19 protein-coding genes and 2 pseudogenes are annotated in these 24,793 nt (G+C 72.5%); 10 read left to right on the top strand and 11 right to left on the bottom strand.

Annotated elements, in window-relative coordinates; translation table 11 throughout:
- Positions 1-101: 101 nt before the first annotated feature.
- Entirely contained in the window at positions 102-875 is a 774-nt protein-coding gene (locus ABD954_RS17520; protein WP_345486967.1) for a carbon-nitrogen family hydrolase, read from the bottom strand.
- Positions 876-1,045: 170 nt separating this feature from the next.
- On the opposite strand from ABD954_RS17520, the gene ABD954_RS17515 reads away from it, so the two are divergent.
- The gene (locus ABD954_RS17515) at positions 1,046-1,873 is read left to right on the top strand and encodes a maleylpyruvate isomerase family mycothiol-dependent enzyme (RefSeq protein WP_345486966.1); all 828 of its coding nucleotides are present in this window, start codon (positions 1,046-1,048) and stop codon (positions 1,871-1,873) included.
- A gap of 177 nt (positions 1,874-2,050) precedes the next feature.
- On the opposite strand, the gene ABD954_RS17510 is transcribed toward ABD954_RS17515, so the two are convergent.
- The 7 genes from ABD954_RS17510 to pdhA all read right to left on the bottom strand — a co-directional run bounded on the left by ABD954_RS17510 (position 2,051) and on the right by pdhA (position 9,848).
- Positions 2,051-3,364, bottom strand: a complete 1,314-nt coding sequence (locus tag ABD954_RS17510) for an MFS transporter (protein ID WP_345486965.1) — start codon at positions 3,362-3,364, stop codon at positions 2,051-2,053.
- Positions 3,361-4,023 (bottom strand): GntR family transcriptional regulator, encoded by a 663-nt coding sequence (locus tag ABD954_RS17505; RefSeq protein ID WP_345486964.1) that lies wholly within the window; start codon positions 4,021-4,023, stop codon positions 3,361-3,363. The genes ABD954_RS17510 and ABD954_RS17505 overlap by 4 nt, the downstream gene beginning before the upstream one ends.
- A 71-nt stretch (positions 4,024-4,094) precedes the next feature.
- Positions 4,095-4,865, bottom strand: coding sequence for an alpha-ketoglutarate-dependent dioxygenase AlkB (locus ABD954_RS17500; RefSeq protein WP_345492249.1), 771 nt, complete (start codon positions 4,863-4,865; stop codon positions 4,095-4,097).
- Positions 4,866-4,887: 22 nt separating this feature from the next.
- Positions 4,888-6,120 carry a hypothetical protein gene (locus tag ABD954_RS17495; RefSeq protein WP_345486963.1) on the bottom strand — a complete coding sequence of 411 codons (1,233 nt, stop codon included), beginning with the start codon at positions 6,118-6,120 and terminating at the stop codon, positions 4,888-4,890.
- Positions 6,121-6,248: 128 nt separating this feature from the next.
- Positions 6,249-7,655: a dihydrolipoamide acetyltransferase family protein gene (locus tag ABD954_RS17490; protein ID WP_345492247.1), complete on the bottom strand. Its 1,407-nt coding sequence runs from the start codon at positions 7,653-7,655 to the stop codon at positions 6,249-6,251.
- A 31-nt stretch (positions 7,656-7,686) separates the two neighbouring features.
- Positions 7,687-8,667, bottom strand: a complete 981-nt coding sequence (locus tag ABD954_RS17485) for an alpha-ketoacid dehydrogenase subunit beta (protein WP_345486962.1) — start codon at positions 8,665-8,667, stop codon at positions 7,687-7,689.
- A gap of 2 nt (positions 8,668-8,669) precedes the next feature.
- On the bottom strand, positions 8,670-9,848 hold the full coding sequence (gene pdhA / locus ABD954_RS17480; protein ID WP_345486961.1) for a pyruvate dehydrogenase (acetyl-transferring) E1 component subunit alpha: 1,179 nt from the start codon (positions 9,846-9,848) through the stop codon (positions 8,670-8,672).
- A 364-nt stretch (positions 9,849-10,212) separates the two neighbouring features.
- Between pdhA and ABD954_RS17475 the strand changes: the two genes are divergently transcribed.
- The 3 genes and pseudogenes from ABD954_RS17475 (at position 10,213) to ABD954_RS17465 (ending at position 12,650) form a co-directional block, all read left to right on the top strand.
- Positions 10,213-10,872: a response regulator gene (locus ABD954_RS17475; RefSeq protein WP_345486960.1), complete on the top strand. Its 660-nt coding sequence runs from the start codon at positions 10,213-10,215 to the stop codon at positions 10,870-10,872.
- 101 nt (positions 10,873-10,973) lie between these two features.
- Positions 10,974-11,354, top strand: a pseudogene (locus ABD954_RS17470) (pyridoxamine 5'-phosphate oxidase family protein); the annotation flags it as partial.
- 267 nt (positions 11,355-11,621) lie between these two features.
- Entirely contained in the window at positions 11,622-12,650 is a 1,029-nt protein-coding gene (locus tag ABD954_RS17465; RefSeq protein WP_345486959.1) for a phosphotransferase, read from the top strand.
- Positions 12,651-12,653: 3 nt separating this feature from the next.
- On the opposite strand, the gene ABD954_RS17460 is transcribed toward ABD954_RS17465, so the two are convergent.
- Positions 12,654-14,354 carry a protein kinase domain-containing protein gene (locus tag ABD954_RS17460; RefSeq protein ID WP_345486958.1) on the bottom strand — a complete coding sequence of 567 codons (1,701 nt, stop codon included), beginning with the start codon at positions 14,352-14,354 and terminating at the stop codon, positions 12,654-12,656.
- A 276-nt stretch (positions 14,355-14,630) separates the two neighbouring features.
- Between ABD954_RS17460 and ABD954_RS17455 the strand changes: the two genes are divergently transcribed.
- The 6 genes from ABD954_RS17455 (at position 14,631) to ABD954_RS17430 (ending at position 22,576) form a co-directional block, all read left to right on the top strand.
- Positions 14,631-16,271 carry a protein kinase domain-containing protein gene (locus tag ABD954_RS17455; protein WP_345486957.1) on the top strand — a complete coding sequence of 547 codons (1,641 nt, stop codon included), beginning with the start codon at positions 14,631-14,633 and terminating at the stop codon, positions 16,269-16,271.
- An 882-nt stretch (positions 16,272-17,153) separates the two neighbouring features.
- Positions 17,154-17,345, top strand: coding sequence for a hypothetical protein (locus ABD954_RS17450; RefSeq protein ID WP_345486956.1), 192 nt, complete (start codon positions 17,154-17,156; stop codon positions 17,343-17,345).
- Between the two features lie 96 nt (positions 17,346-17,441).
- A complete protein-coding gene (locus ABD954_RS17445; RefSeq protein WP_345486955.1) occupies positions 17,442-18,113 on the top strand; it encodes a PadR family transcriptional regulator in 672 nt (223 codons plus the stop codon).
- 217 nt (positions 18,114-18,330) lie between these two features.
- Complete coding sequence (locus ABD954_RS17440; RefSeq protein WP_345486954.1) at positions 18,331-19,068, top strand: ABC transporter ATP-binding protein; 738 nt, start codon at positions 18,331-18,333, stop codon at positions 19,066-19,068.
- The gene (locus tag ABD954_RS17435) at positions 19,065-21,929 is read left to right on the top strand and encodes an FtsX-like permease family protein (RefSeq protein ID WP_345486953.1); all 2,865 of its coding nucleotides are present in this window, start codon (positions 19,065-19,067) and stop codon (positions 21,927-21,929) included. The genes ABD954_RS17440 and ABD954_RS17435 overlap by 4 nt, the downstream gene beginning before the upstream one ends.
- A gap of 95 nt (positions 21,930-22,024) precedes the next feature.
- Entirely contained in the window at positions 22,025-22,576 is a 552-nt protein-coding gene (locus ABD954_RS17430) for a bacterial proteasome activator family protein (protein ID WP_345486952.1), read from the top strand.
- Positions 22,577-22,676: 100 nt separating this feature from the next.
- Here the strand turns inward: ABD954_RS17430 and ABD954_RS17425 are convergent, their stop codons facing one another.
- A complete protein-coding gene (locus ABD954_RS17425) occupies positions 22,677-23,663 on the bottom strand; it encodes an NAD(P)H-quinone oxidoreductase (protein ID WP_345486951.1) in 987 nt (328 codons plus the stop codon).
- A 58-nt stretch (positions 23,664-23,721) separates the two neighbouring features.
- Positions 23,722-24,782: pseudogene (locus tag ABD954_RS17420) on the bottom strand (potassium channel family protein).
- Positions 24,783-24,793: the final 11 nt, after the last annotated feature.

Below are 24,793 nucleotides of genomic sequence, written 5' to 3'. Positions count from 1 at the left end.
GGGGGGGCCGGGGGGGAGAGCGGCCGGGACCTGGCGCCCGGGGTCCGCGGACAGGTCGCGGACGCGGGCCCTACGGCACCGGTCCCGCAGCCCGGCCGGTCCTACAGGACCCGGTCCTTCAGCGCCGGGAACTGCTCGCGGGTGGCCGTGACCTTCGCCGGGTCGAGGGTGACGCGCAGGGTCTCCTCGTCGGGGCCGGCCTCCGCGAGGACCTCTCCCCACGGGTCGACGACCAGCGAGTGACCGGCCTGTTCGACCCCCGCGTGGGTGCCGGCGGTGCCGCAGGCCAGGACGTACGACTGGTTCTCGACGGCCCGGGCCCGCGCCAGCAGGGTCCAGTGGCCGAGGCGCCGGGCGGGCCAGCCCGCCGGGACGACGAGGAGCTGGGCACCGGCGTCGACGAGGCCGCGGAAGAGCTCGGGGAAGCGCAGGTCGTAGCAGGTGGCGAGGCCGGCGGTGAGCCCCGGCAGGCCGACGGTGACCAGGTCGGTGCCGGCCGCCATCATCACCGCCTCGCCCTTGTCGAAGCCGAAGCGGTGGATCTTCCGGTAGCTCGCGGCGAGTTCGCCGTCGGGGGAGAAGACCAGCGAGGTGTTGTAGAGGGCGCCGCCCGCGGCCTCGACGACCGAACCGGCGTGCAGCCAGACCTCCGCGTCGCGCGCGGCGGCGGACATCGCCTCGTACGTGGGGCCCTTCAGCGGCTCCGCCTCGGCGACGAAGTCCTCGTAGGCGAAGGCGCCCGTCGTCCACAGCTCCGGGAGGACGACCAGCTCGGCGGCGCCGCGTTCCTCCCGCACCAGCCGCGCCACACGGGCGCGCCGCGTTTCGACCGTCTCGTCCGGATTCACCGCGATCTGGATCAGTGAGGCGCGCACACTACCACCGTCCTGGCATTCGAGCCGTCGACTCCGGCCTACGATCGTCACACGAAAGCACTGCCGGGGTGCCTTCGGGCAGCGTAACTTAGCGACCGAGCCGCCCACGAGTCATGTTTTCAGCCCGCCAGCTAGCCAGCCCGCGCACCGCAGAACCGCCGAGGGGTCCCGTGACCGTCCATCCCAGCCTCCAGAACTACGCCGACGCCTGGACCCACTCCGTCGAAGCGATAGCCGAGCTGGTGCAGCCGCTCGTCGAGGGCGAGTGGAACCGCGCCACACCGTGCCCGGGCTGGTCGGTCCGCGACATCGTCTCCCATGTCATCGGCATGGAGACCGAGATGCTCGGCGATCCGCGCCCCATCCACAGCCTGCCCCGCGACCTCTTCCACGTGCGCAGCGACTTCGCCCGCTACATGGAGATGCAGGTCGACGTGCGGCGGCACCACACCGCGCCGGAGATGACCGCGGAGCTGGAGTACGTCCTGATCCGGCGGGCCCGGCAGCTGCGCAACGAGAACCGGTCGCCCGACACCCTGATCCGCGCCCCTCTCGGCGCCGAGCAGACCCTGGAACTGGCCTACCGGATGCGCGCCTTCGACTGCTGGGTGCACGAGCAGGACCTGCGCACCGCGCTGGGCGTCCCCGGCAACCTGGACTCCCCCGGCGCGTACATCACCCGTGACGTGCTCCTGGAGGCGCTGCCGCACGTGGTGGCGAAGGAGGCGGGGGCTCCGGCGAGTTCGGCGGTCGTCTTCGACGTGAGCGGCCCGGTGGAGTTCCTGCGCACGGTGCGGGTGGACGCCGAGGGCAACGGTTCCGTCGACGGCGCGCCCTCGCTCGGGCCCGCGGTGACGCTGGCGACGGACTGGGAGACCTATGTCCGGCTGGCCTGCGGCCGGGTCCGGCCGGCCGATGTGGCCGACCGGGTGAAGATCGAGGGCGACGAGGACCTGGCCCGCGCGATCCTCGCCCACTTCGCGGTCACGCCGAACTGAGCGGCCCCGAGCCGGCACGTGAGCGGGCCGCGCCGGTCCCCGGACGGGCCTCACGCGTGAGCGGCCCGCGCCGGTCCGCAAGCGGGCCTCACGCCCGGCACGTGAGCGGCCCGCGCCGGTCCCCGAGCCGGCCTCACGCCGGTACGTGAGCGGCCCGCGCCGGTTCCCGAGCGGGCCTCACGCCGGTACGTGCACCGCCTCCACGCGGCTCGCGACCAGCCGTTCGCGCTCCCGGCGGGCGGTGCGGGACTTCAGCCGGAGGATCTGCACGACGCCGAGCGCTTCGAGGACGAAGACGGAGGAGAAGGCGATCCGGTAGTCGTCGCCGGTGGCGTCCAGCAGCACGCCCACCGCGAAGAGCGTCGTCATGGAGGCCACGAAGCCGCCCATGTTGACGATGCCGGAGGCCGTGCCCTGCCGCTCGGGCGGGTTGGCGGGGCGGGCGAAGTCGAAGCCGATCATGGAGGCCGGGCCGCAGGCGCCGAGGACGACGCAGAGGGTGATCAGCAGCCACATCGGCGCCCGGTCCCCCGGATAGGCGAGCGTCGTCGCCCACAGCAGGGCCGTGACGGCGATGGTGCCGAGCGCCAGGGGAGCGCGGGCGGCGTGGTGCCGGGCGATGACCTGCCCGTAGACGAGTCCGACCACCATGTTGGAGAGCACGACCAGGGTCAGCAGTTCGCCCGCGGTCCCCCGTTCGAGGCCCTGGGCCTCGACGAGGAAGGGCATGCCCCACAGCAGCAGGAACACCATGGCGGGGAACTGGGTGGTGAAGTGCACCCACAGGCCGAGCCGGGTGCCGGGCTCCCGCCAGGACTCGGCGATCTGCCGGCGGACGGACGCGCCGCCGGCGCGCGGTGCGGGCGCGGGCTCGTGGCCCTCGGGGTGGTCCTTGAGGAACAGCAGCAGCAGCACGAGGACGAGGACGCCCGCGACGGAACTCCCCGCGAAGGCGGCGGTCCAGCCGACGCCGTGCAGGAGCCGGGAGAGGACGATCGTGGAGACGAGGTTGCCGGCCATGCCGACCAGTCCGGCGAGCTGTGCGACGAGCGGCCCGCGGCGGGCGGGGAACCAGCGGTTGCCGAGCCGCAGCACGCTGATGAAGGTCATCGCGTCGCCGCAGCCGAGCAGGGCGCGGGAGGCGAGGGCCATGCCGTACGAGGGGGAGAGCGCGAAGCCCAGCTGGCCCAGGGTGAACAGCAGCACGCCGAAGGTCAGCACCTTCTTGGTGCCGAGCCGGTCGACCATGAGGCCGACGGGTATCTGCATGCCCGCGTAGACCAGCAGCTGGAGTATGGAGAAGGTGGACAGGGCGGAGGCGTTGACGCCGAAGCGGTCGGCGGCGTCGAGTCCGGCGACGCCGAGCGAGGTGCGGAAGATGACGGCGACGAAGTAGACGGCGACGCCGACGCCCCAGACGAGGGCGGCGCGGCGGCCGCCGGGCGGGTCGCCGGGCAGGCTGACCGCCGGACCGTATCCGTCCCGGCTCACCGCTCCTCACCCCGGGCGAGCACCTTGACCCAGCTGAGGTGCTGGCGCACGCAGTGGGCGGCGCCCTCCACGTCCCCGGCCTTGATCCGGTCCAGGATCTCGGCGTGTTCGGCGATGTTCTTGGCGATCCGGTCGGGCTGCGACTGCATGACGGCGACGCCCATCCGCAGCTGCCGGTCGCGCATCTGGTCGTACAGCCGGGCCAGGATCTGGTTGCCGGCGTGGCGCACGATCTCGGCGTGGAAGCAGCGGTCGGTGACGGCGACCTCGGCGAGGTCACCGGCCTCGGCCCGCCGCTTCTGCTCCTCCAGGAGTTCCTCGAGCCGGGCGATCAGCGCGGGCGGCGCGGGCACGGCCCGCCGTACGGCGAACTCCTCGACGAGGAGACGGGTCTCGACGACGTCCGCGATCTCCTGCGCGGACACGGCGAGCACGAGAGCGCCCTTCTTGGGGTAGAGCTTGAGCAGCCCTTCCATCTCCAGCTTGAGTAGCGCCTCGCGCACGGGCGTCCGGGACACCCCGACGGCCTGGGCCAGTTCCCCTTCGGTGAGGAGGGTGCCTCCCTCGTAGCGGCGGTCGAGCACCGCCTGCTTGACGTGCATGTAGACGCGGTCGGCCGCGGGCGGCTGCTTGGTGCGGGTGGGTGCGACGGCGGGCATGCGCACAGCTTAGATACAACAGGGGTGCAACAGACAGGCCCGTCCGCGATGCGGACGGGCCTGCCGGCGGGTCAGCCGCTCCCGTCGGGCGGGCGGGGCGGCATCAGATCGCTCTCGCTGACGGTGTACGTCAGCGGCGGGTAGACGAAGTCCGTCTCCTCGTTCTCGCGGCGCCGCAGCCGGTAGAACGCGCGCCGCTGCTCCTCGTCGGCGGCCGTCAGGCGCGCTCCCTCCGGCAGGTGGACGTGGCCGTCGTGGTAGCGGACGAGGGTCTTCGACATCCGGAAGGTCACGCCCAGCCACGTGTTGTCCGGTGCCTGGGCGGGCGCGTCGAGGAGGATCCGGTGTCTGAGGCGCCGGTTCGTGGCGGTGGAGAACGCCACGACGCCGTGGTGGGCGAGGGGGATCTCGAACGTCTCCGTTCCGGGCCCCTTCTCCTCGAAGACCAGCTTCCTCGACGGGCCCGCCGAGGGGTCCCGGTAGCAGGAGAACACGGCGATGAAGGAGTTCTCGGCCAGGTCGAGGGCCTGGTCGGAATGGCTCCCCATGGTCCGGTAGGCGTGGGTGTAGCTCTCGACGAGAGCGTTGTCGAAGCGGCCGGGGAGGGCGGCCCGTTCCCGGATGCGTCGCGCGAGGCGTTCGTGGACCGGCCGGAAGGGCTGCGCCGGGCTGCCGTAGCGCGTGGTGGTCCTCACGAGGGGCACCCGCCCCGACTCGTCGATCCTGGTGAGCACGGCGCCTCGCCGGCCCTTTCCCACGTCCTCGAAAAGGACCGAAGCGGAAAGCTCCGCGAAGAGGTCCTCTTCGGTCGCGAGGTCACACAGAATGATCTCGTCGGAAATGCTGGACGACTCGCGGGGCGATTCAGACGTGGGGGGCAAGGTAATCTCCCGCGTTCATGCTGAAGAGGAATTCCTCGCCGTAATCGATGAAGGACGAGGTCCTGTTCTCCTCGGCGTACAGCCGGCGCAGCTCGTCCAGGCCGGCCGGCGTGGGCGGTTGCAGCCTCACCGGTCCGCGGGCCGTCTTGAGGAAGGTGTGGCCGTCCCGGTGGACGGCCTCGGTGCCCGAGCAGCGCACCACGTAACCCAGGCGGGTGGGAAGCAGTGCGGCGTCGAGCGCCGAGGGCCGGATCTCGTGCGTGTACAGGCGGTTGGTGGACAGCGGCATGAAGAAGACGGAGCCGGGATGGAGGGTCAGGCCAAATTCCTCGGGCAGCCCCGCGCCTTCTCCGGCGGGCTCCTTGAGACGGAACCGGAGCCGGGTGAAGGCGCTGACGCCCTTCACGCCGCGGTCGAAGGCGTCCCCGGCCAGGGGCTGCAGCCCGTCGAGGCGGTCGTAGAAGGTGCAGAAGGCCATGATGCCGTTGACGGGCATGTCCTTGGTCTTGTCGGCGTGGGAGGAGATCCTGGCCTTTGACTGTCTGCGCTCGGCCGTGGCACGGGTGTTGTGGTAGATCTGCGCGAGCACGTGGTTGAGCGGTGCGTGGTCCCGGAAGACGGCGGCGGCCTCGCGGTTCAGCTCCTCGACGATGCTCGTGTCGGTCGGGCGGAAGCCTTCGGTCGGCCCCGAGAGGTTCGTGGAGCACCGGAGCAGGCGGAAGTGCAGCTCGTCCCCGTCGCGCGTGACGGGGGTGAGGTAGATGCCGCTGCGATGCGCCGTTCCGGGCTTGGTGGACTCCGTCAGGGACTGGAAGGCGTGCTCCGCGCTGATCCGTGAGAAGTGATCGCCGTCGGGTGCGAAGAAGCGCCGGTAGTACACGCCGAGGCCGTGGACGCGGAGGGGAACGCGGCCGGGGCCGACGGTCGGCCAGGGCACGTCGGCGTCCGCGTGGTCACCGTGTGACGGCTCACGGACGGCGAACACCCGGGCAGCCGCGCGCAGGTGCTCCTCGCCGATCGCGGCCGCCCCGGATATGTCGCCGTACAGGTAGACGGTCTTCCCCGTGAGGCCGGGCGCACCGGAGGCCAGGTCCTCAAGGGTGAGGACGGTCCCGAAGAACTCCCTGACCAGGTCGTCGTCGTGCAGGACCGCAGGTGCGACCAGGATGTTGCCCGCGTCCTCGATGCGGGCTTCGATGGGCTCTGTCGTGTGCATCGCGTGCTCCCCCGTCTCTTCGCAGAGATCGTCTGTCGGGCGCAGCCTACGGGCGGAAGCCGCGAACGCCCGGCCGGGGACGTCGCCGTCCTCGGCCGGGCGTTTCACGTGAAACAGCGCGCGGGCGACTACGCCCAGGTGATGAGCCGCTTCGGCTGCTCCAGTATCGCGGCCACGTCGGCCAGGAACTTGGAGCCGAGCTCGCCGTCGACCAGGCGGTGGTCGAAGGAGAGGGCCAGGGTGGTGACCTGGCGGGGCTTCACCTTGCCCTTGTGGACCCAGGGCTGGAGCTTGATCGCGCCGACCGCGAGGATCGCGGACTCGCCCGGGTTGATGATCGGCGTACCGGTGTCGACGCCGAAGACGCCCACGTTGGTGATGGTGAAGGTGCCGCCCTGCATCGCGGCGGGGGTCGTCTTGCCGTCGCGGGCCGTGGCGACCAGCTCGCTCAGGGACTTCGACAGTTCGGGCAGGGTCTGGGCGTGCGCGTCCTTGATGTTCGGCACGATCAGACCGCGCGGGGTGGCCGCGGCGATGCCCAGGTTGACGTAGTGCTTGAGCACGATCTCCTGGGCCGCCTCGTCCCAGGTCGCGTTGATGTCCGGGTTGCGCTTGATCGCGACCAGGACGGCCTTGGCGATGAGGAGCAGCGGATTGACCCGCAGACCGGCCATGTCCTTGTCGGACTTGAGCTCCTCGACCAGCTTCATCGTGCGCGTGATGTCGAAGGTCACGAACTCGGTGACGTGCGGCGCGGTGAAGGCCGAGCCGACCATCGCCGCCGCCGTGGCCTTCCGTACGCCCTTGATGGGGATACGGGTCTCCCGGGCGTCCGTCGCCCTGGCGGCCGGGACCGCGGCGGGAGCGGGGGCCGTGGGAGCGGACGCCGGGGCCGCGTCCGCCAGGGCGGGCGCGGGTGCCGGAGCCTCGACCGCGGGGGCGGCCGCCCTGTGCACGTCCTCACGGGTGATGATCCCGTCCGGGCCGGTCGGGGTCACCGTCGTCAGGTCCACGCCGAGGTCCTTGGCGAGCTTGCGCACCGGCGGCTTGGCCAGCGGGCGGGCGGCGGTGGCGAGTCCGCCGTGGCCGTTGAGCTCACCCTGGATCGCCGCGGCCGCGGCGGCCTGGCCGGGCACCGCCGCGCCCTTGCGGGCCCGGCGCTTGGTGGAGGCAGCGGCCACGCCGTAGCCGACGAGGACCGGCTGGCGACCCTCCGGCTCGGGCTCGGCGGCCGGCTCGGGCACGGGGGCCGGCTCGGGCACGGGGGCCGCGGCCGGCTCCTGCGCCGGGGCCGCGGGGGCCTCCGGCGCGGCGCCGCCGACGTTCACCGAGATGATGACCTGGCCGACGTCGACCGTCGTGCCCTCGGGGAAGAGCAGTTCGTGGACCGTGCCGTCGAACGGGATCGGCAGCTCCACGGCCGCCTTCGCCGTCTCGACCTCGCACACGACCTGGCCGTCGGTGACGGTGTCACCCGGCTGGACGTACCACTTGAGGATCTCGGCCTCGGTGAGGCCCTCGCCCACGTCGGGCATCTTGAATTCGCGGATCGTCACGGTGCTCTCCTCAGAACGCCAGCGAGCGGTCGACGGCGTCGAGCACGCGGTCCAGGCCCGGCAGGTACTCCTCCTCCAGGCGCGCCGGCGGATACGGCGCGTGGTAGCCGCCGACCCGCAGGACGGGGGCCTCCAGGTGGTAGAAGCAGCGCTCGGTGATGCGGGCGGCGATCTCCGCGCCGGAGCCGAAGAAGACCGGCGCCTCGTGCACCACGACCAGCCGGCGGGTCTTCTCCACCGAGGTCTGGATGGTGTCGAAGTCGAGCGGGGAGATCGAGCGGAGGTCCAGGACCTCGACCGACTTGCCCTCCTCGGCGGCGGCCGCGGCGGCCTCCAGACAGGTCTTCACCATCGGGCCGTACGCGGCGAGCGTCAGGTCGGTGCCCTCGCGGGCCACCCGTGCCTTGTGCAGCTCGCCGGGGATCGCCTCGGTGTCGACCTCGCCCTTGTCCCAGTAACGGCGCTTGGGCTCGAAGAAGATGACCGGGTCGTCGCTCTGGATCGCCTGCTGGAGCATCCAGTAGGCGTCGGAGGAGTTCGCCGGGGTGACCACCTTCAGGCCCGCGACGTGCGCGAAGAGCGACTCGGGGGACTCGGAGTGGTGCTCGACGGCGCCGATGCCGCCGCCGTACGGGATGCGGATGACGACCGGCATCTTCACCGTGCCGAGCGAGCGGGCCCGCATCTTGGCCAGCTGGGTGACGATCTGGTCGTACGCCGGGAAGACGAAGCCGTCGAACTGGATCTCCACGACCGGCCGGTAGCCGCGCAGCGCCAGGCCGATCGCGGTGCCGACGATGCCGGACTCGGCGAGCGGGGTGTCGACGACCCGGTCCTCGCCGAAGTCCTTCTGCAGGCCGTCGGTGATCCGGAAGACACCGCCCAGCTTGCCGACGTCCAGGCCCATGACGACGACCTTGGGGTCGGTCTCCAGGGCCTTGCGCAGCGACTCGTTGAGCGCCTTCGCGAGGGGAAGCTTCTGAACAGCCATCGTTACTCGCCCTCTCCGCCCTCGAAGGACGCCTGGTACGCGGCGAACTGCGCGCGCTCCTCGTCGACGAGCGCGTGCCCGTCCGCGTACACGTTGTCGAACATCGCCATGTGGTCCGGGACGGGCATGGCGCGGACGACCTCGCGGACGTGCTTGCCGAGCGCCTCGCTCTCCGTCTCGAGCTCCTCGAAGAAGGCCGCGTCGGCGTGGCCCTCGCGCTCCATGTACGCCTTGAGGCGCAGGATCGGGTCCTTGGCCTCCCACGCCTCGCGCTCCGCGTCGCGGCGGTAGCGGGTCGGGTCGTCGGAGGTGGTGTGGGCGGCCATGCGGTAGGTGAACGCCTCGATGAGCGTCGGGCCCTCGCCGCGGCGGGCGCGCTCCAGGGCGTCGCGGGTCACGGCCAGGCAGGCGAGGACGTCGTTGCCGTCGACGCGGACGCCGGGGAAGCCGAAGCCGCGGGCGCGCTGGTAGAGCGGGACGCGGGTCTGCTTCTCGATGGGCTCGGAGATGGCCCACTGGTTGTTCTGGCAGAAGAACACGACCGGGGCGTTGTAGACGGCGGAGAACACGAAGGACTCGTTGACGTCGCCCTGGCTGGAGGCGCCGTCGCCGAAGTACGCGATCACGGCCGAGTCCGCGCCGTCCTTGGCGATGCCCATGGCGTAGCCGGTGGCGTGCAGGGTCTGGGAGCCGAGGACGATCGTGTAGAGGTGGAAGTTGTTGCTGTTGGGGTCCCAGCCGCCGTTGTTCACTCCGCGGAACATGCCGAGCAGGTTGGTCGGGTCGACCCCGCGGCACCAGGCGACACCGTGCTCGCGGTAGGTCGGGAAGACGTAGTCGTCGTCCCGCAGGGCGCGGCCGGAGCCGATCTGGGCGGCCTCCTGGCCGAGCAGCGAGGCCCACAGGCCCAGCTCGCCCTGGCGCTGCAGGGAGGTGGCCTCGGAGTCGAAGCGACGGGTGAGGACCATGTCGCGGTAGAGACCGCGCAGTTCCTCCGCGCTCAGGTCGATGTCGTACTCGGGGTGCTGGACGCGCTCACCCTCGGGCGTCAGCAGCTGAACGAGCTCGGGCTCGGCCTGCTGTGCGGCCTGGGCCTTCTTCGCGCTCGCGGCGCTGGTGGTGCGCTTGGCGCCGCTGCTGCGTCGCGTCGTCTTGCGCGCGGCAGTGCTCTCCACGGTCACGTGCGTGCTCCTCCGTCGGTCCGGCCCCCGGGTTCGCCGGTGAGGCCTGGGATCCCCCCTACCAGTGGTAAGGGGAGGCTCCGCCTTCTCCGTACCCTTCGCACGGGGTGGGTGCGACGCGGCCGGGGTGGGGCGTGACAGGTGCCCCGGCGAGCGCCGTCATAGGCACGTTACCCACAGTGCGGCATTCCTGCGAAACCCCGTTTGACCTGCGATTTTGCTTGGATTTCCAAGTAAATCGAGAAAAGCGGGATTCGCCGCTGGTCAGCGCATGGGACAGCGGCCCGACGACGTCGTCGGAACACCCGGCACGTTATCCCGCACACCCCGGGCGCGGGAAGAGCCAATATGTGAGACTGACCGCGTGCGCGAAGAAGGAAAAATCCGGGTATTTCTGCTGGACGACCACGAAGTCGTGCGGCGCGGCGTCCACGAGCTGCTCTCCGTGGAGGACGACATCGAGGTCGTCGGCGAGGCCGGTACGGCGGCGGACGCCCTGGTCAGGATCCCGGCGACCGGTCCGGACGTGGCCGTGCTCGACGTGCGGCTGCCGGACGGCAGCGGTGTCGAGGTCTGCCGCGAGGTCCGTTCGCAGGACGACTCGATCAAATGCCTGATGCTGACCTCGTACGCGGACGACGAGGCCCTGTTCGACGCGATCATGGCGGGTGCCTCCGGGTACGTCCTCAAGGCCATCCGCGGCAACGAGCTGCTGAACGCCGTCCGGGACGTCGCGGCCGGCAAGTCGCTGCTCGACCCGGTGGCGACCGCCCGGGTCCTGGAGCGGCTGCGCGACGGCAACGGCCCGAAGGGCGACGACCGGCTCGCGGGCCTCACCGAACAGGAGCGCAGGATCCTCGACCTGATCGGCGAGGGCCTGACCAACCGGGCCATCGGCGAGCGGCTCCACCTCGCGGAAAAAACGATCAAGAACTACGTCTCCAGCCTGCTGTCGAAGCTGGGCATGGAACGGCGCTCCCAGGCCGCCGCGTACGTGGCACGCCTCCAGGCCGAGCGCCACTGACCCGGGTGCGGGCCGGACGGCCCGCGTCCGGGACCTACGTCCCTGCAGACCGGGGCGGGCGGCCCTTCTCGCGCACGGCACCGGGGCGGAGAGTGGAAGCCATGTCCTGTGAGGAGATCCGCGCCGTCGAGCTGCTGGGCCGCGTGCCGTACGGGCGGGTGGCCACCAGCATGCACGCGATGCCCTTCGTCGCCCCGGCCCGCCACATCGTGGCCGACGGAGGCGTGCTGCTCCGGCTCCACCGGGGACTCGGCCGGCACCGCGCCTGCGAGGGCGGTGTCGTCGCCTACGGCGCGGACAACCTCACCTCCGGGGCCGCCGACCTGTGGTCCGTGCAGTTCACCGGCACCGCCGAGGCCGTCGAACCGACCGAGGCACAGCTCGCGGCCTTCGGCCCGGCCCCCCGCGCGGTGGACGGCGAGCCCTTCGACCCGGTCTACCTGCGCGTCGAGCCCCGGTTCGTCACCGTGCACACCGTCGAGCACGCACCCGCCGCAGAACGGGCCGGCCGATCGACGATAGACGTTCCCACCGCCCCGACGACGGACGTTCCCGCCGCCCCGACGACGGACGCTCCCACCGCCCCGTCGCCCGAGGCGTCCGCCGGGGACCCAGCCGGGGAACCCACCGGGAAACCGGTCACCGAGCGGGCCGGGGAACCCACCGAGGAACCGGCCGCCGAGCGAGCCGGGGGCCTCCGCTCCAGGGAGCGACACCTCCACCACGCAGCGTGATCTACCATCTGGCGAGTGCCGCGCTCATCTGCACCACCCGCTCCTCATCTGGCCCCGCCCGTCGGCGCCCTGCTGCGCCGCTACGCCGACGCCGGTGAGCCGCTGTCCTGCCAGCCGGTCGCCCAGGGGCTGCTCAACCGCGGCTACCGGCTCGCCACCACCCGGGGCTCGTACTTCCTCAAGCAGCACGTGGACGCCCGCACCGCCGACCGGGACACCATCGTCCGCCAGCACCGGGCCACCCAGCGCCTGCACGGCCTCGGGCTGCCCGTCGCCCCGCCGCTGCCGGACTCCGCGGGCCGCACGGTCGCCGTCATCGGCGGCCACTGCTACGCCCTGCACCCCTGGATCGACGGGCGGCACCGCGACGGCGCCCAGCTCACCCGCGCCGGCTGCCGGCGCCTGGGCACGCTCCTCGGGCACGTCCACACCTGCCTGGACCGGGTGATGGGCGCCCCTCCGCCCGACCCGGGACACGAGAGCGCCCGGCCCGAGGACACCTTCCGGCTCATCGACGAACTGCTGCGCCTGGTCCGGGCCCGCCGGCCGCGCGACGGCTTCGACGAGCTCGCCGAGCACCGTCTGCGCGAACGCCGGGTCCTGCTCGCCGCCCATGCCCACCGCCGGCCCCCGGCCGCCGCGGCGACCGGCTGGGTGCACGGCGACTTCCACCCCTACAACCTGCTCTACCGGGGCGCCGAGCCGGCCGCGATCGTCGACTGGGACCGCCTCGGGGTCCGCCCGCGCGCCGAGGAGGCCGTGCGGGCCGCCGCCATCTTCTTCGTACGGCCGGCCGGAGAACTGGCCCTCGACAAGGTGCGGGCCTACGCGCGCGCCTACCGCAGGGCGGCCGGAGCGGACGGCGCCGAACTGGCCGCGGCGGTGGAGCGGGTGTGGTGGGAGCGCCTCAACGACTTCTGGACCCTGCGCTGGCGCTACCAGCTGCACGACCGCAGGGCCGATCCGCAGTTCCCCGCGGTGTCGGCCCTGGCGGTGTGGTGGACCCGTGAATACGAGGCGGTGCGCGACGCGTTCACGGGCTGAGGATCAGCCGGAGCCGTTCCCGCTGCCCGTCCCCGTACCCTTGGAGGTCCCGGTCGTCGTGCCCGTGGAGGTCCCGGTGGACGTGCCCGTGGAAGTGCCGGTCGTCGTGCCCGTGGAGGTGCCGGTGGACGTCCCCGTGGAGGTGCCGGTGGACGTGCCCTCCGTGCTGCTTCCCTCCGTCGAGCCCTCGGTGGAACCCTCCGTCGAGCCCTCGGTGGAACCCTCCGTGGAGCCCTCGGTGCCGGTGCCGCCGTCGGTCGTGCCCGTCGGGTCGGTCGACGGCGTCGGTTCGGTCGTCGGGCGGTACGTCGGCCGGTACGTGGGCGTGTAGGTCTGCTGGCCGCCGCCGGTCGACGAGTCGGGCGTCCGGGTCTCCTGCGACGGCTCCTCGGACGGGCTCGGCGTCTCCTTCGTCGTGGACGGCGAGTCGGTGACGGCCGGCGGCTTGTTGGTGCCGCCGCTCTTCTCCGCGGCCTTGTCCAGCGCGTAGACGACACCGGCGACCATCGCGACCAGCGCGAGCGCCACGAACAGCAGCACCTTGCCGCGTCCGCCGGTCCGGCCGCCCGCGCCCTGCGTGCCGTAGGCGCCGCCCTGCCCGTAGCCGCCCTTGCCGTTGTCGTAGCCCCCGTCGTAACCGCCGTCGTCCGGGTTCATCGGCGGCAGGATCGGGCCCTGCGCGGTCTCGTGGTGCATGGGGTGGCCCATGACGGCCGTCGCCGCCGAACCGCCCGCCGGGGTGCGGAAGCTGTCGTGCGTCTCCACCGGGCCGGTGCTCCACACGCCGGTGTGGCCGCCCTGCTCCTGGAGCATCTGCAGCCCGTACTGGACCAGGCCGCGCATCTCCTCGGCGCTCTGGAACCGGTCGTCCGGGTCCTTCGCGAGGGAGCGCATGACCAGGCCGTCGAGCTCCGGCGGCGCCCCCTCGGCGACCTCGGACGGCGGGATGGGGGCGTCCTGGACGTGCTGGTAGACCACCGACAGCGGGGTCTCGCCGGTGAAGGGAGGCCGCAGCGCGAGCAGTTCGTAGAGCAGGCAGCCCGTCGCGTACAGGTCGGAGCGGTGGTCGACGGCCTTGCCGAGCGCCTGTTCGGGGGAGAGGTACTGCGGCGTGCCCATGACCATGCCGGTCTGGGTCATCGTCGACTGCGCCCCGTGCAGGGCGCGCGCGATGCCGAAGTCCATGACCTTGACGGCGCCGGTGTGAGTGATGATCACGTTCGCCGGCTTGATGTCCCGGTGCACGATGCCGTGCTGGTGGGAGTAGGCGAGCGCCTCCAGGACGCCGGAGACGATGATGAGGGCCTGCTCCGGACCGGGCGCCTCGGCGCTGATCAGCAGGTCGCGGATGGTGCGGCCCTCGACGAGCTCCATCACGATGTACGGCACGGACTGGCTGCCGACCAGGTCCTCGCCCGAGTCGTAGACGGCCACGATGGCATGGTGGTTGAGGCCCGCGACCGACTGCGCCTCGCGCGTGAAGCGGGCCTTGGAGACCGGGTCCTCCGCCAGGTCGGGGCGCAGCAGCTTCACGGCGACCGTGCGCCCGAGGCGCACGTCCTCGGCCGCGAAGACCTCGGCCATGCCGCCTCGGCCCAGCCGGTGGGTCAGTCGGTAGCGACCGTCACCGACGACTCCGCCGACGCCCCACGACTCGGCGGAAGCGTCCGGCACACCGCCACCTGCTCCGGATTCGGGTGCCATCAGTCCTCGCCGTCGTCTCTCGTGCCGTCTCCAGTCGTCACGCTACAGGCTCCGTACGACATCACGGTCCGCGGTGGACCGGCCACCCGGCACCCGGGACGTACGCCTGTGCAAATCCGATGCCGTTCCTGTCACGCTTCCGGAACACCGACGGTGCAGAGGGTCACGGATCGGGCACCGAACCGGTGCGCGGCTTGACGTGTCACTGCCCTCGGGCAGACTTGGCCAGGAAATTCCGGATCAGCGCCGCCGCGCGCGCGTAGGGGGAAGCACGAGATGAGCCAGGACGGCGCACAGGGCCGCTATGCGGGCGGTTCGGTCGCGAACGGCCGCTACCAGCTTCGCGACCTTCTCGGCGAGGGCGGCATGGCGTCGGTGTACCTGGCGTACGACAGCGCGCTCGACCGCCAGGTCGCCATCAAGACGCTGCACACCGAGCTCGGCCGCGAACAGTCCTTCCGCGAACGCTTCCGCCGCGAGGCGCAGGCTGTTGCGAAGTTGTCGCACACGAACATCGTCTCGGTCTTCGACACCGGCGAGGACACCCTCGACGGCGCCGTCATGCCGTACATCGTCATGGAGTACGTGGAGGGCCAGCCGCTCGGCTCGGTGCTCGCCGCGGACATCCAGAGCCACGGCGCGATGCCGGCCGACAAGGCGCTGAAGGTCACGGCGGACGTGCTCGCCGCCCTGGAGACCAGCCACGAGATGGGCCTGGTCCACCGGGACATCAAGCCGGGCAACGTGATGATGACCAAGCGCGGCGTCGTCAAGGTCATGGACTTCGGCATCGCCCGCGCGATGCAGTCCGGAGTCACCTCGATGACCCAGACCGGCATGGTCGTCGGCACCCCGCAGTACCTGTCGCCCGAGCAGGCGCTCGGCCGCGGCGTGGACGCCCGCTCCGACCTGTACTCGGTCGGCATCATGCTCTTCCAGCTGCTGACGGGCCGTCTGCCGTTCGACGCGGACTCGCCGCTCGCCATCGCCTACGCGCACGTGCAGGAGGAGCCGGCGCTGCCGTCCTCGGTGAACCGCGCGGTCACCCCCGCGATGGACGCCCTGGTGGCCCGCGCCCTGAAGAAGAACCCGAACGAGCGTTTCCCCAGCGCCGCCGCCATGCGCGACGAGTGCCTGCGGGTGCTCGCCGCCGGCCAGACCGGTGCGCCGATGATCGTCGCCGGTGGCCCGGTCAACAGCGGGTCGGGCGTCGGCTCCGCGGTCTTCCCGCCCGTCGGCCAGACCCCGCCGCCGTCCGCGCACGGCATCCAGACGCCGTACCAGCCGACCCCCCAGCCCGGCCCCTACGGGGCGCCGACCCCGGCCCCTGCCCCGTCGTACGGCTACCCGCAGCAGGCACACACCCCGCCGCCCGCCTCCGTCTACCAGACCCCGGCGCCGATGGCCACGCCCGGCCCGTACACCGTGCCGCAGCAGGCCGCGCCCGCCGTCAGCGGCGGCGGCTCCTCCCGGGGCGGCACGAACAAGATCGCCATCGGAGCCCTCGGCCTGGTGGTCGTGATCGGCGTGATCGTGGGCGTCTCGCTCATGAACAAGGACCCGGAGGGCGGCGAGAAGGCGGGCGGCGACCCGAGCCAGAGCGTCAGCACGGCTCCCGGTCACAAGGGCCCGGACCTCACCAAGACCATCGCCACGAAGAAGTGCACGGAGCCGCAGGAGTCGAGCAGCGACCCGAGCAAGTTCCAGGTCCCGGACTTCACGTACAAGAACATCAAGTCGGTGAAGGACTGCCTCCAGGCCGCGGGCTGGAAGGTCAAGAGCGAGTCGTCGACGGACGAGGCCACCTACGGCCAGGGCACGGTCATCAGCCAGTACCCGCCCGCGGGCGAGGACATCACGGCCGAGGACGCCGAGTTCACGTTCGTGGTCTCCACGGGCAACCCGCCGCAGCAGTGAGCGGGGAGGGGCGGGCCTGCGCAGCCGCCCCAGAGGCTTCCGACCCGCCGGCCCGCCGCCTATTGGGGCGTCCGGAGGTCCCCGACTGGTCCGCCGGCTCCTGACTCGGCGGCTGGTTCCTGACTGGGCGGCTGGTCCCTGACTCGTCCGGCGCCGCCCGGGATGCCGGGTTCCTCCCGTCATGTGACGCTGAGTCGAACAACTCGGCGGTTCGGTACGGGAGGGGGTCACCCGGTGGCTCCAGGACCACGTCCTCGTGTGCGGGCGCGAGCGCGGGCGTTCACGTCGGCGCTCCCCGGCTGGTGGACCGTCTGCGCCGGCTCGGTGGCGTGCGGGGTGCTCGCCTACGGGTCGGCGGCGTACGGGTCGGCGGCCTCCGGGCCTGACGGGTACGAGGCCGCGTTCGCGCCCCGCGCCACACAGAGCGCCGGCGCACCGGGCCCGCCCGCCGCCGTACGACGCCCCGGGGAGCCGGCCGCCGCGACGACCACCCCGCGTCCTTCCGCGCCCCCCTGGCGCCCTGCGACCGCCTCCGCGACCCGCTCCCCCGCGCCCGCACCGAGCGGGCCCGCCGCCGCCACCGCGCGCCCTCGCCCCTCCTCGGCCTCGTCGCCCGTGCCCTCCTCCGGGCCCGCCGGACCCGCCGGACCCGCCGGACCGGCCGGACCCGCCGCTCCCAAGCCGTCGGAGCCGTCCGACGCACCCGTGTCACCCGGCGCCTCCGCCTCCTTGGCGGGGCGGCCCGCTGGAGAGGGCAGGGAGCGGCCCGGCCGGCCGGCCGACCCCTCCGGCTCGCCGTCCCCCACGGGTCCGGAGGAGCCCTCTCGTACCAAAACGGCAACAGAGGAGGAGCCCTCCGAGGAGCCGGACGAGGGGGTCGACGTGGTACCCGAGACGGACCCTCCGGCCGTCGAGAGTTCGCCCGCGGAGCTGCCCGCGGCTGCTTCCCGGGGTGACACCGAGGCTCCCGTCGACCTCTCCGACCGGCGGATTCCCGTGCTCACGCTGGGCGTGGGGCTGGCTCTGGTGGGCCTCGGCATCGGCTTCCTCGGGGTGCGGATCCGCCGCCGCTGAGCGCGTCGAGGCGGCCCGGGTCCCCCTTGAGGGGGACCGCCGGCGTCCGCCTCAGGGCGCTTGTCGGCGTCGACTTACTCGGTATACATACTCGGTATGTCCATCCGCCACGGGCTTCTCGCCCTCCTCGAACGCGGCCCTCGCTACGGCTCCCAGCTCCGTACGGAGTTCGAGTCCCGCACCGGCTCCACCTGGCCGCTGAACGTGGGCCAGGTCTACACGACGCTCAGCCGGCTCGAACGCGACGGCATGGTCGTCCAGGACGGCGAGGACGCGGCCGGCCACGCGCTCTACGCGATCACCGACAGCGGTCGCGCCGAGCTGCGCAGCTGGTTCGAGAACCCGGTCGACCGCACCAGCCCGGCCCGTGACGAGCTGGCCATCAAACTGGCCATGGCCGTCGGGGCGCCCGGGGTCGACATCCGTGACGTCATCCAGTCCCAGCGCCGGCACACCGTGAAGGCCATGCAGGACTACACCCGGCTGAAGGCCCAGGCCCTCACCGCCGTCGAGAAGAGCGGCGCCCGGGAGCGGGACGACGTCGCCTGGCTGCTCGTCCTGGAGCAGCTGATCTTCCAGACCGAGGCCGAGGCGCGCTGGCTCGACCACTGCGAGTCGCGGCTGATCCGCCTCTCGTCGACCGCCGCGGCGACGGAGGCGGCCGAGGTGGCGAGGCCGGGGCCGGCCGGGGCGGGGGCGGGGGCCGCGGGAGCCGCGGGGGCCGCACCGGCGCCCCCCGTGCCGTCCGCGACTCACCACGGGTCCTGACCACCGGCCCCGGCCACCGGCCACCGGCCCCGGCCCCGCCGAACGGAACCACCCGAGCGGCCTGCACCACCCGAGCAGCCTGAACCACCGCGAACACCCGAACCACCCGAACCACCCGAACCACCCGACCAGACCCATACCGTACGCACGGCGCCGCCGACGGCCTCGCGTCCCGGCGAGGCACGGCCGTTCACCGGCGTACGCCCGAGGGGGAACCATGTCCACACAGCAGCAGCCCGTGCTGCGTCTGCAGAACCTGACCCGTGTCCACGGATCGGGTGCCACCGAGGTGCACGCCCTGCGTGGCATCGACCTCGACGTCCACCCCGGTGAACTCGTCGCCGTCATGGGCCCCTCGGGCTCCGGCAAGTCGACCCTGCTCACCATCGCCGGCGGCCTCGACACCCCCACCTCCGGCCAGGTCTTCGTCGAGGGCACCGATATCACCACGGCGGGCCGCAAGGAACTCGCCGCCCTGCGCCGCCGCAGCATCGGCTACGTCTTCCAGGACTACAACCTCATCCCGGCCCTCACCGCCGCCGAGAACGTCGCCCTGCCCCGCGAACTGGACGGCATATCCGCCCGCAAGGCGCGTGCCGAAGCCCTCGCCGCGCTCGCCGAGATGGACCTCGGCCACCTCGCCGACCGCTTCCCCGACGAGATGTCCGGCGGTCAGCAGCAGCGCGTGGCCATCGCCCGCGCCCTCGTCGGCGACCGCCGGCTCGTCCTCGCCGACGAGCCCACCGGCGCCCTCGACTCCGAGACCGGCGAGTCCGTGCTCGCCCTGCTGCGCTCCCGCTGCGACGCCGGCGCCGCCGGCGTCCTGGTCACCCACGAGCCGCGGTTCGCCGCCTGGGCCGACCGTGTCGTCTTCCTGCGGGACGGCGCCGTCGTCGATCAGACCGTACGCAGCGACGCCGACTCGCTCCTGACCGGCCGGGCGGCCCAGCGGTGACGACCTGGTTCCACTCCTGGCGGGCCGCGGTCCGCATCGCCCGCCGCGACGCCTGGCGCTCCAAGGGCCGCAGCTTCCTCGTCCTCGCCATGATCGCCCTGCCGATCCTGGGCGTGAGCGCCTTCGACCTGACCCTGCGCAGCGCCGAACTCAGCCCCGAGCAGCGGATGGAGCGCACGATCGGTGCCGCCGACGCCCGCTTCTCCGACGCCCGGATGGACGGCGTGGCCATCCTCCAGGACCCCCAGGGCGAGCAGTACACCCCGGTCGAGGACTACGACACCCCGGGCAAGTCCTGGCCCGACGGCCCGACCGACGTCACCAAGGTCATCCCGTCCGGCTCGACGGTGCTGCCCGACAGCAGGGGCAGCGCCAAGCTGACCACCGCGCACGGTCTGCTCCAGGCCGAGGTCCGGGAACTGGCCGCCGCCGATCCCGTCGCCCGCGGCATCATGCGCCTCCAGGAAGGCCGCTTCCCGGAGAAGAACGACGAGATCGCCGCGACCACCCGGTTCCTGGAGAGCAGCGGCCTGTCCGTCGGCTCCACCCTCACCGCCCGCGGCTTCGACCGCACCTATGTGATCAGCGGCTCGTACGAGCTGCCCAACGACCTGACGGCACAGCAGGTCAACGCCCTGCCCGGCGCGTTCCTCGCGCCGTACGCCAAGGCCGTCGAGAAGGCCGGACTGCCGGCGCCCGACGTCTCCACCACCTACCTGGTGAAGAAGTCCGGTGGTTTCACGTGGAACACGGTCCAGGAGATCAACGCCAAGGGCGTCCTGGTCACCTCGCGCGCCGTGGCCCTCGACCCGCCCGCCCGCTCCGAGGTACCGCTCTACCAGAAGGAGGGCTGGGGCGACTACGAGAGCAGCGGGGCCGCCGACGCCGCCGCGCTCGCCGCCGTGGGCACGGTGGTCGGCCTGGCGATGCTGGAGATCTGCCTGCTCGCCGGCCCGGCCTTCGCCGTCGGTGCCCGCCGATCCCGCCGCCAGCTGGGCCTGGTCGGCGCCAACGGCGGGGCCCGCAGCCACATCCGGGCCATCGTGCTGAGCGGCGGCCTCGTCATCGGCGTCGCCGCCGCCGTGGTCGGCACGGTCCTCGCCCTGATCCTGACCTTCGCCCTCCGGCCGCTCCTGGAGGACTACATGGGCCAGCGGTTCGGCGGTTTCACCGTCAAGCCGCTGGAACTGCTCGCCATCGCCGCGCTCGCCGTCCTCACCGGCCTGCTCTCCGCGATCGTCCCGGCCGTCACCGCCTCCCGGCAGACCGTCCTGGCCTCGCTCACCGGCCGCCGCGGCGTGCGCCGCAGCAACCGCGTCCTGCCGCTGATCGGCCTCGGCGCCGTCCTGCTCGGCGCGGTCATCGCCCTGTACGGCTCCGTCGTCTCCGACCAGTTCGTGCTGGTCGCCGGTGGCTCGGCCATCGCCGAGCTGGGCGTGGTCGCCATGACGCCCGCCCTGGTCGGCCTGTTCGGCCGGGCCGGCCGCTGGCTGCCGCTCTCGCCGCGCCTCGCCCTGCGCGACGCCGTCCGCAACCGGGGCCGTACGGCTCCCGCCGTCGCCGCCGTCCTGGCCGCCGTCGCGGGCACCGTCGCCGTCTCGACGTACGGCGCGAGCCACGAAGCCCAGAGCCGGGCCGAATACCGGGCGAGCCTGCCCCACGGCGCCGTCGCGGCGCTCGTCACCGAGGAAGGCGGCCGGGACGTCCCCGCGGTCCGTGACGCCGTGCAGCGGACGCTGCCCGTCGACGTCCGTGCCGACGTGTCCCGGATCGTCGTCGGCAAGCCCGGCTGCGCCCCGTACGGCGAGGGCGAGGGCTGCGGTCGCTTCGAGGTCCTCACCCCGCCGGCCAACGAGTGTCCGCTGTGGGCCCGCACCCCCGACGGTTCCGACCCGTCGGAGAAGTACACCAAGGAACAGCGGCGCGCGCTGGCCAAGGACTGGCGCTGTGTCTCCCACGACGGCGACGGCATCTACGTCGAGGGCGGACTGCTCATCGCCGACGCACCGCTCCTGAAGGTCCTCGGCATCGACGACCCCGGCGCGGCCAAGGCCCTCGCCGACGGAAAGCTCGTCAGCTTCCACAAGCCGGAGGTCGACCGGAACGGCACCGTCGGCATCAAGCTGATCACCGACATCAAGGCCGCCGACCGCGCCTCCGAGCAGAACAAGCCGGCACCGGGCGAGGTCAAGTCCTTCCCCGCCTACCAGGTGCCCGGCTCGCCGAACTCCTACGGCGTGCGCAGCGTGCTCAGCCCCGCCGCCGCCAAGGCCGCCGGACTGACCACCGTCCCGCTCGGCGCCTTCTTCACCACCGACCGGATGCCCGGCACCGAGGAACGGCAGAAGCTCGACGCCGAGATCGCCAAGCTCGGCAGCAACGTCGAGCTGACCGTGGAGCAGGGCTGGGTCAACGAGAGCGGACTGGTGCTGCTCGCGCTGGCCGTGTTCGCCGGCCTGGTCACGATCGGCGCGGCCGGCATCGCCACCGGTCTCGCCCAGGCCGACGCGGAGGCCGACCTCAAGACGCTCGCCGCGGTCGGCGCCCCGCCCCGGGTGCGCCGCACCCTGAGCGGCTTCCAGTGCGGTGTGGTCGCGGCGATGGGTGTGGTCCTCGGCTCGGCGGCCGGTGTCCTGCCCGCGGTCGGGCTGCGGCTCACCGAAGAGCGCGAACAGCTGCGCTTCTACCAGGAAGCCCTCGACAACGGCTGGAGCAGCGGCGACGCCCCGCCGTACGTGCCGGTCGTCGTCCCCTGGGAGACGCTCGCCGTCCTCCTGGTGGCCGTACCCCTCGGCGCCGCTCTGCTGGCGGCCCTGGTGACCCGCTCCCGCGGGGCGCTGGCCCGCCGCGCCGCGCACTGAGCCACCGTTGCCGGACCGTGCCCCTGGACGAGGGTGGATCACCCTCGTCCAGGGGCACACCGTGGGGGAAGGCATGTGTGCGAGAGAATGGCGGCATGGAGATGCCGAGGAATGACAGGTCGCAGGAGAGCCCCCAGGTCCTCATCGTGGGCCAGGACGGGATGGCGCTCGGCGGCACTCAGGGCGACGACGAATCCCGCGAGGTCCCGGTGACGGAAATGGTCGAGCAGCCTGCGAAGGTCATGCGCATCGGCAGCATGATCAAGCAGCTTCTGGAGGAGGTCAGGGCGGCACCTCTCGACGAGGCCAGCCGCGTACGGCTCAAGGAGATCCACGCCAGCTCGGTGAAGGAGCTGGAGGACGGGCTCGCCCCGGAGCTCGTGGAGGAACTGGAGCGGCTCTCCCTGCCGTTCACCGACGAGACCATTCCCTCCGAGGCGGAGCTGCGCATCGCGCAGGCCCAGTTGGTGGGCTGGCTGGAGGGACTCTTCCACGGCATCCAGACGGCCCTGTTCGCGCAGCAGATGGCCGCCCGTGCCCAGTTGGAGCAGATGCGCCGTGCGCTGCCCCCGGGCGCCGCGCACGACGATGACGACGACCAGGGCCCCGGCCGGGGTCGCGCGGTGGGCTCGGGGCCGTATCTGTAGGGGTTTCACGAGCTGAGGTACGGGCGAGGGCCCGGCACACGCGATCGGTTCGCGGTTGCCGGGCCCTCGGCCGTGTCCGGGCCCCTCTCCGGGGCGCCGGTCACTCCTGCGGTGCCAGCAGCAGCACCTTGCCGACGTGGCTGCTCGCCTCGACGGCCCGGTGGGCCTCGGCCGCGTCCGCCATCGCAACGGTGCGGTCCACGACCGGAGTCACCGTGCCCGCACTCACCAGCGGCCACACGTGCTCGCGGACCGCGGCGACCACCGCCGCCTTCTCGTTCAGGGGCCGCGAGCGCAGCGTGGTGGCCAGCACGGCGCCGCGCTTGGCCATCAGGGCGCCCAGGTTCAGCTCGCCCTTGACGCCGCCCTGGAGGCCGATCACGACCAGGCGGCCGCTGACGGCGAGGGCCTTGATGTTCCGGTCCAGGTACTTGGCCCCGACGATGTCGAGGATGACGTCCGCCCCGGCCCCGTCCGTCGCCTTGTGGAGCTCCTCGACGAAGTCCTGCTCGCGGTAGTCGATGAGGATGTCCGCGCCCAGCTCGGCGCAGCGCGCCAGCTTCTCGGGGCCGCCGGCCGTGACCGCCACCCGCGCGCCGACCGCCTTGGCCAGCTGGATCGCCATGGTGCCGATGCCGCTTCCGCCGCCGTGCACGAGCAGTGTCTCGCCCGGCCGCAGGTGCGCCAGCATGAAGACGTTCGACCAGACCGTGCACGCCACCTCGGGCAGTGCCGCGGCGGTCACCAGGTCCACGCCCTCCGGCCGCGGCAGCAGCTGGCCCACGGGCACGGCGACCTTCTGCGCGTAACCGCCGCCGACCAGCAGCGCGCACACCTCGTCGCCGACCGACCAGCCCGTGACGCCGGGGCCGAGCGCGACGATCCGGCCCGAACACTCCAGGCCGGGGTACGGGGAGCTGCCCGGCGGCGGGTCGTAGTGGCCCTGCCGCTGGAGCAGATCGGCACGGTTGACGGCGCTCGCCACCACCTCGACGAGAACCTCGCCCTCGGCGGGGACGGGGTCGGGCACCTCGGCCCAGACCAGCGCGTCGGGGCCGCCGGGTTCGGGAATCGTGATCGCATGCATGCCGGCGAGGCTACTCCTGGCCGGGCCCGGATCCACGGGCCCCGGGCCCGGATCCGGGCTAGTCGGCGGTGGGCGTGGTGAGCGGGGTGACGGGCGCGGCGCGCACGATCGTGATCACCCGGTCGGTCAGCTGGAGCGGGCTGGCGGCGGGATCGTCGTAACTGAGCAGTCGGTGGCCGCGCAGCACGCTCACCACCAGGTCGTCGGTCTCCCGCACGCTGCGGCCGGCCTCGGCCTTGGTCACCGGCCGTTCGACCAGGTCGAGGCCGGAGCCCTGCTGGATGAGGTCCTCCATCACGGTGCCCGCGCTCGGGCTGAGCACCGACAGACCGAGCAGCCGGCCGGCGGCGCTGGCGCTGGTGATCACGGCGTCGGCGCCGGACTGCCGCAGCAGCGGCGCGTTCTCCTCCTCGCGGACCGCGGCGACGATCTTCGCGCCGCGGTTGAGCTGGCGGGCCGTCAGGGTGACCAGCACGGCGGTGTCGTCGCGCTGGGTGGCGATGACGATCTGACGGGCCTTCTGCACCTCGGCGCGCAGCAGTACATCGCTACGGGTCGCGTCGCCGATCACGCCGACGAAGCCGTCGGAGTTGGCCGCCTCGATCACCTTGCTGGAGGGGTCGACGATGACGATCTGGTCCTTCCGCAGCCCCGTCGCGCACAGCGTCTGGATCGCCGAGCGCCCCTTGGTACCGAAGCCGACGATGACGGTGTGGTCGCGCAAGGTGGACCTCCAGCGGTTGAGTCGGAACTCCTCCCGGGTGCGCTCTGTGAGGACCTCGAGGGTGGTGCCGACCAGGATGATCAGAAACAGGACGCGCAGCGGCGTGACCAGCAGGATGTTCACCAGTCGCGCCGAATCGCTGTACGGGACGATGTCGCCGTAGCCGGTGGTGGAGAGGGTGACGGTCGCGTAGTAGACGCAGTCGAGGAAGTCGAGCGTCTCATTGGCGTTGTCGTGATACCCTCCCGGTCCAGGTAGACCAGGAGGACGGTCACGGTCATCACGCCCAAGGCCATCAGGATGCGCTTGGCCACCTGGCGGAGGGGGTTCTCGACCACGCGGCGGGGCAGCCGGATCCGGGAGGTCTCCAGCTTCTCGTCCGCCTGCCGGGCCATCACGTCTCGGC

The sequence above is a fragment of the Streptomyces roseoviridis genome, assembly GCF_039535235.1.
Classification (GTDB): domain Bacteria; phylum Actinomycetota; class Actinomycetes; order Streptomycetales; family Streptomycetaceae; genus Streptomyces; species Streptomyces roseoviridis.
This window is presented reverse-complemented; position numbering and strand designations above follow the sequence as displayed.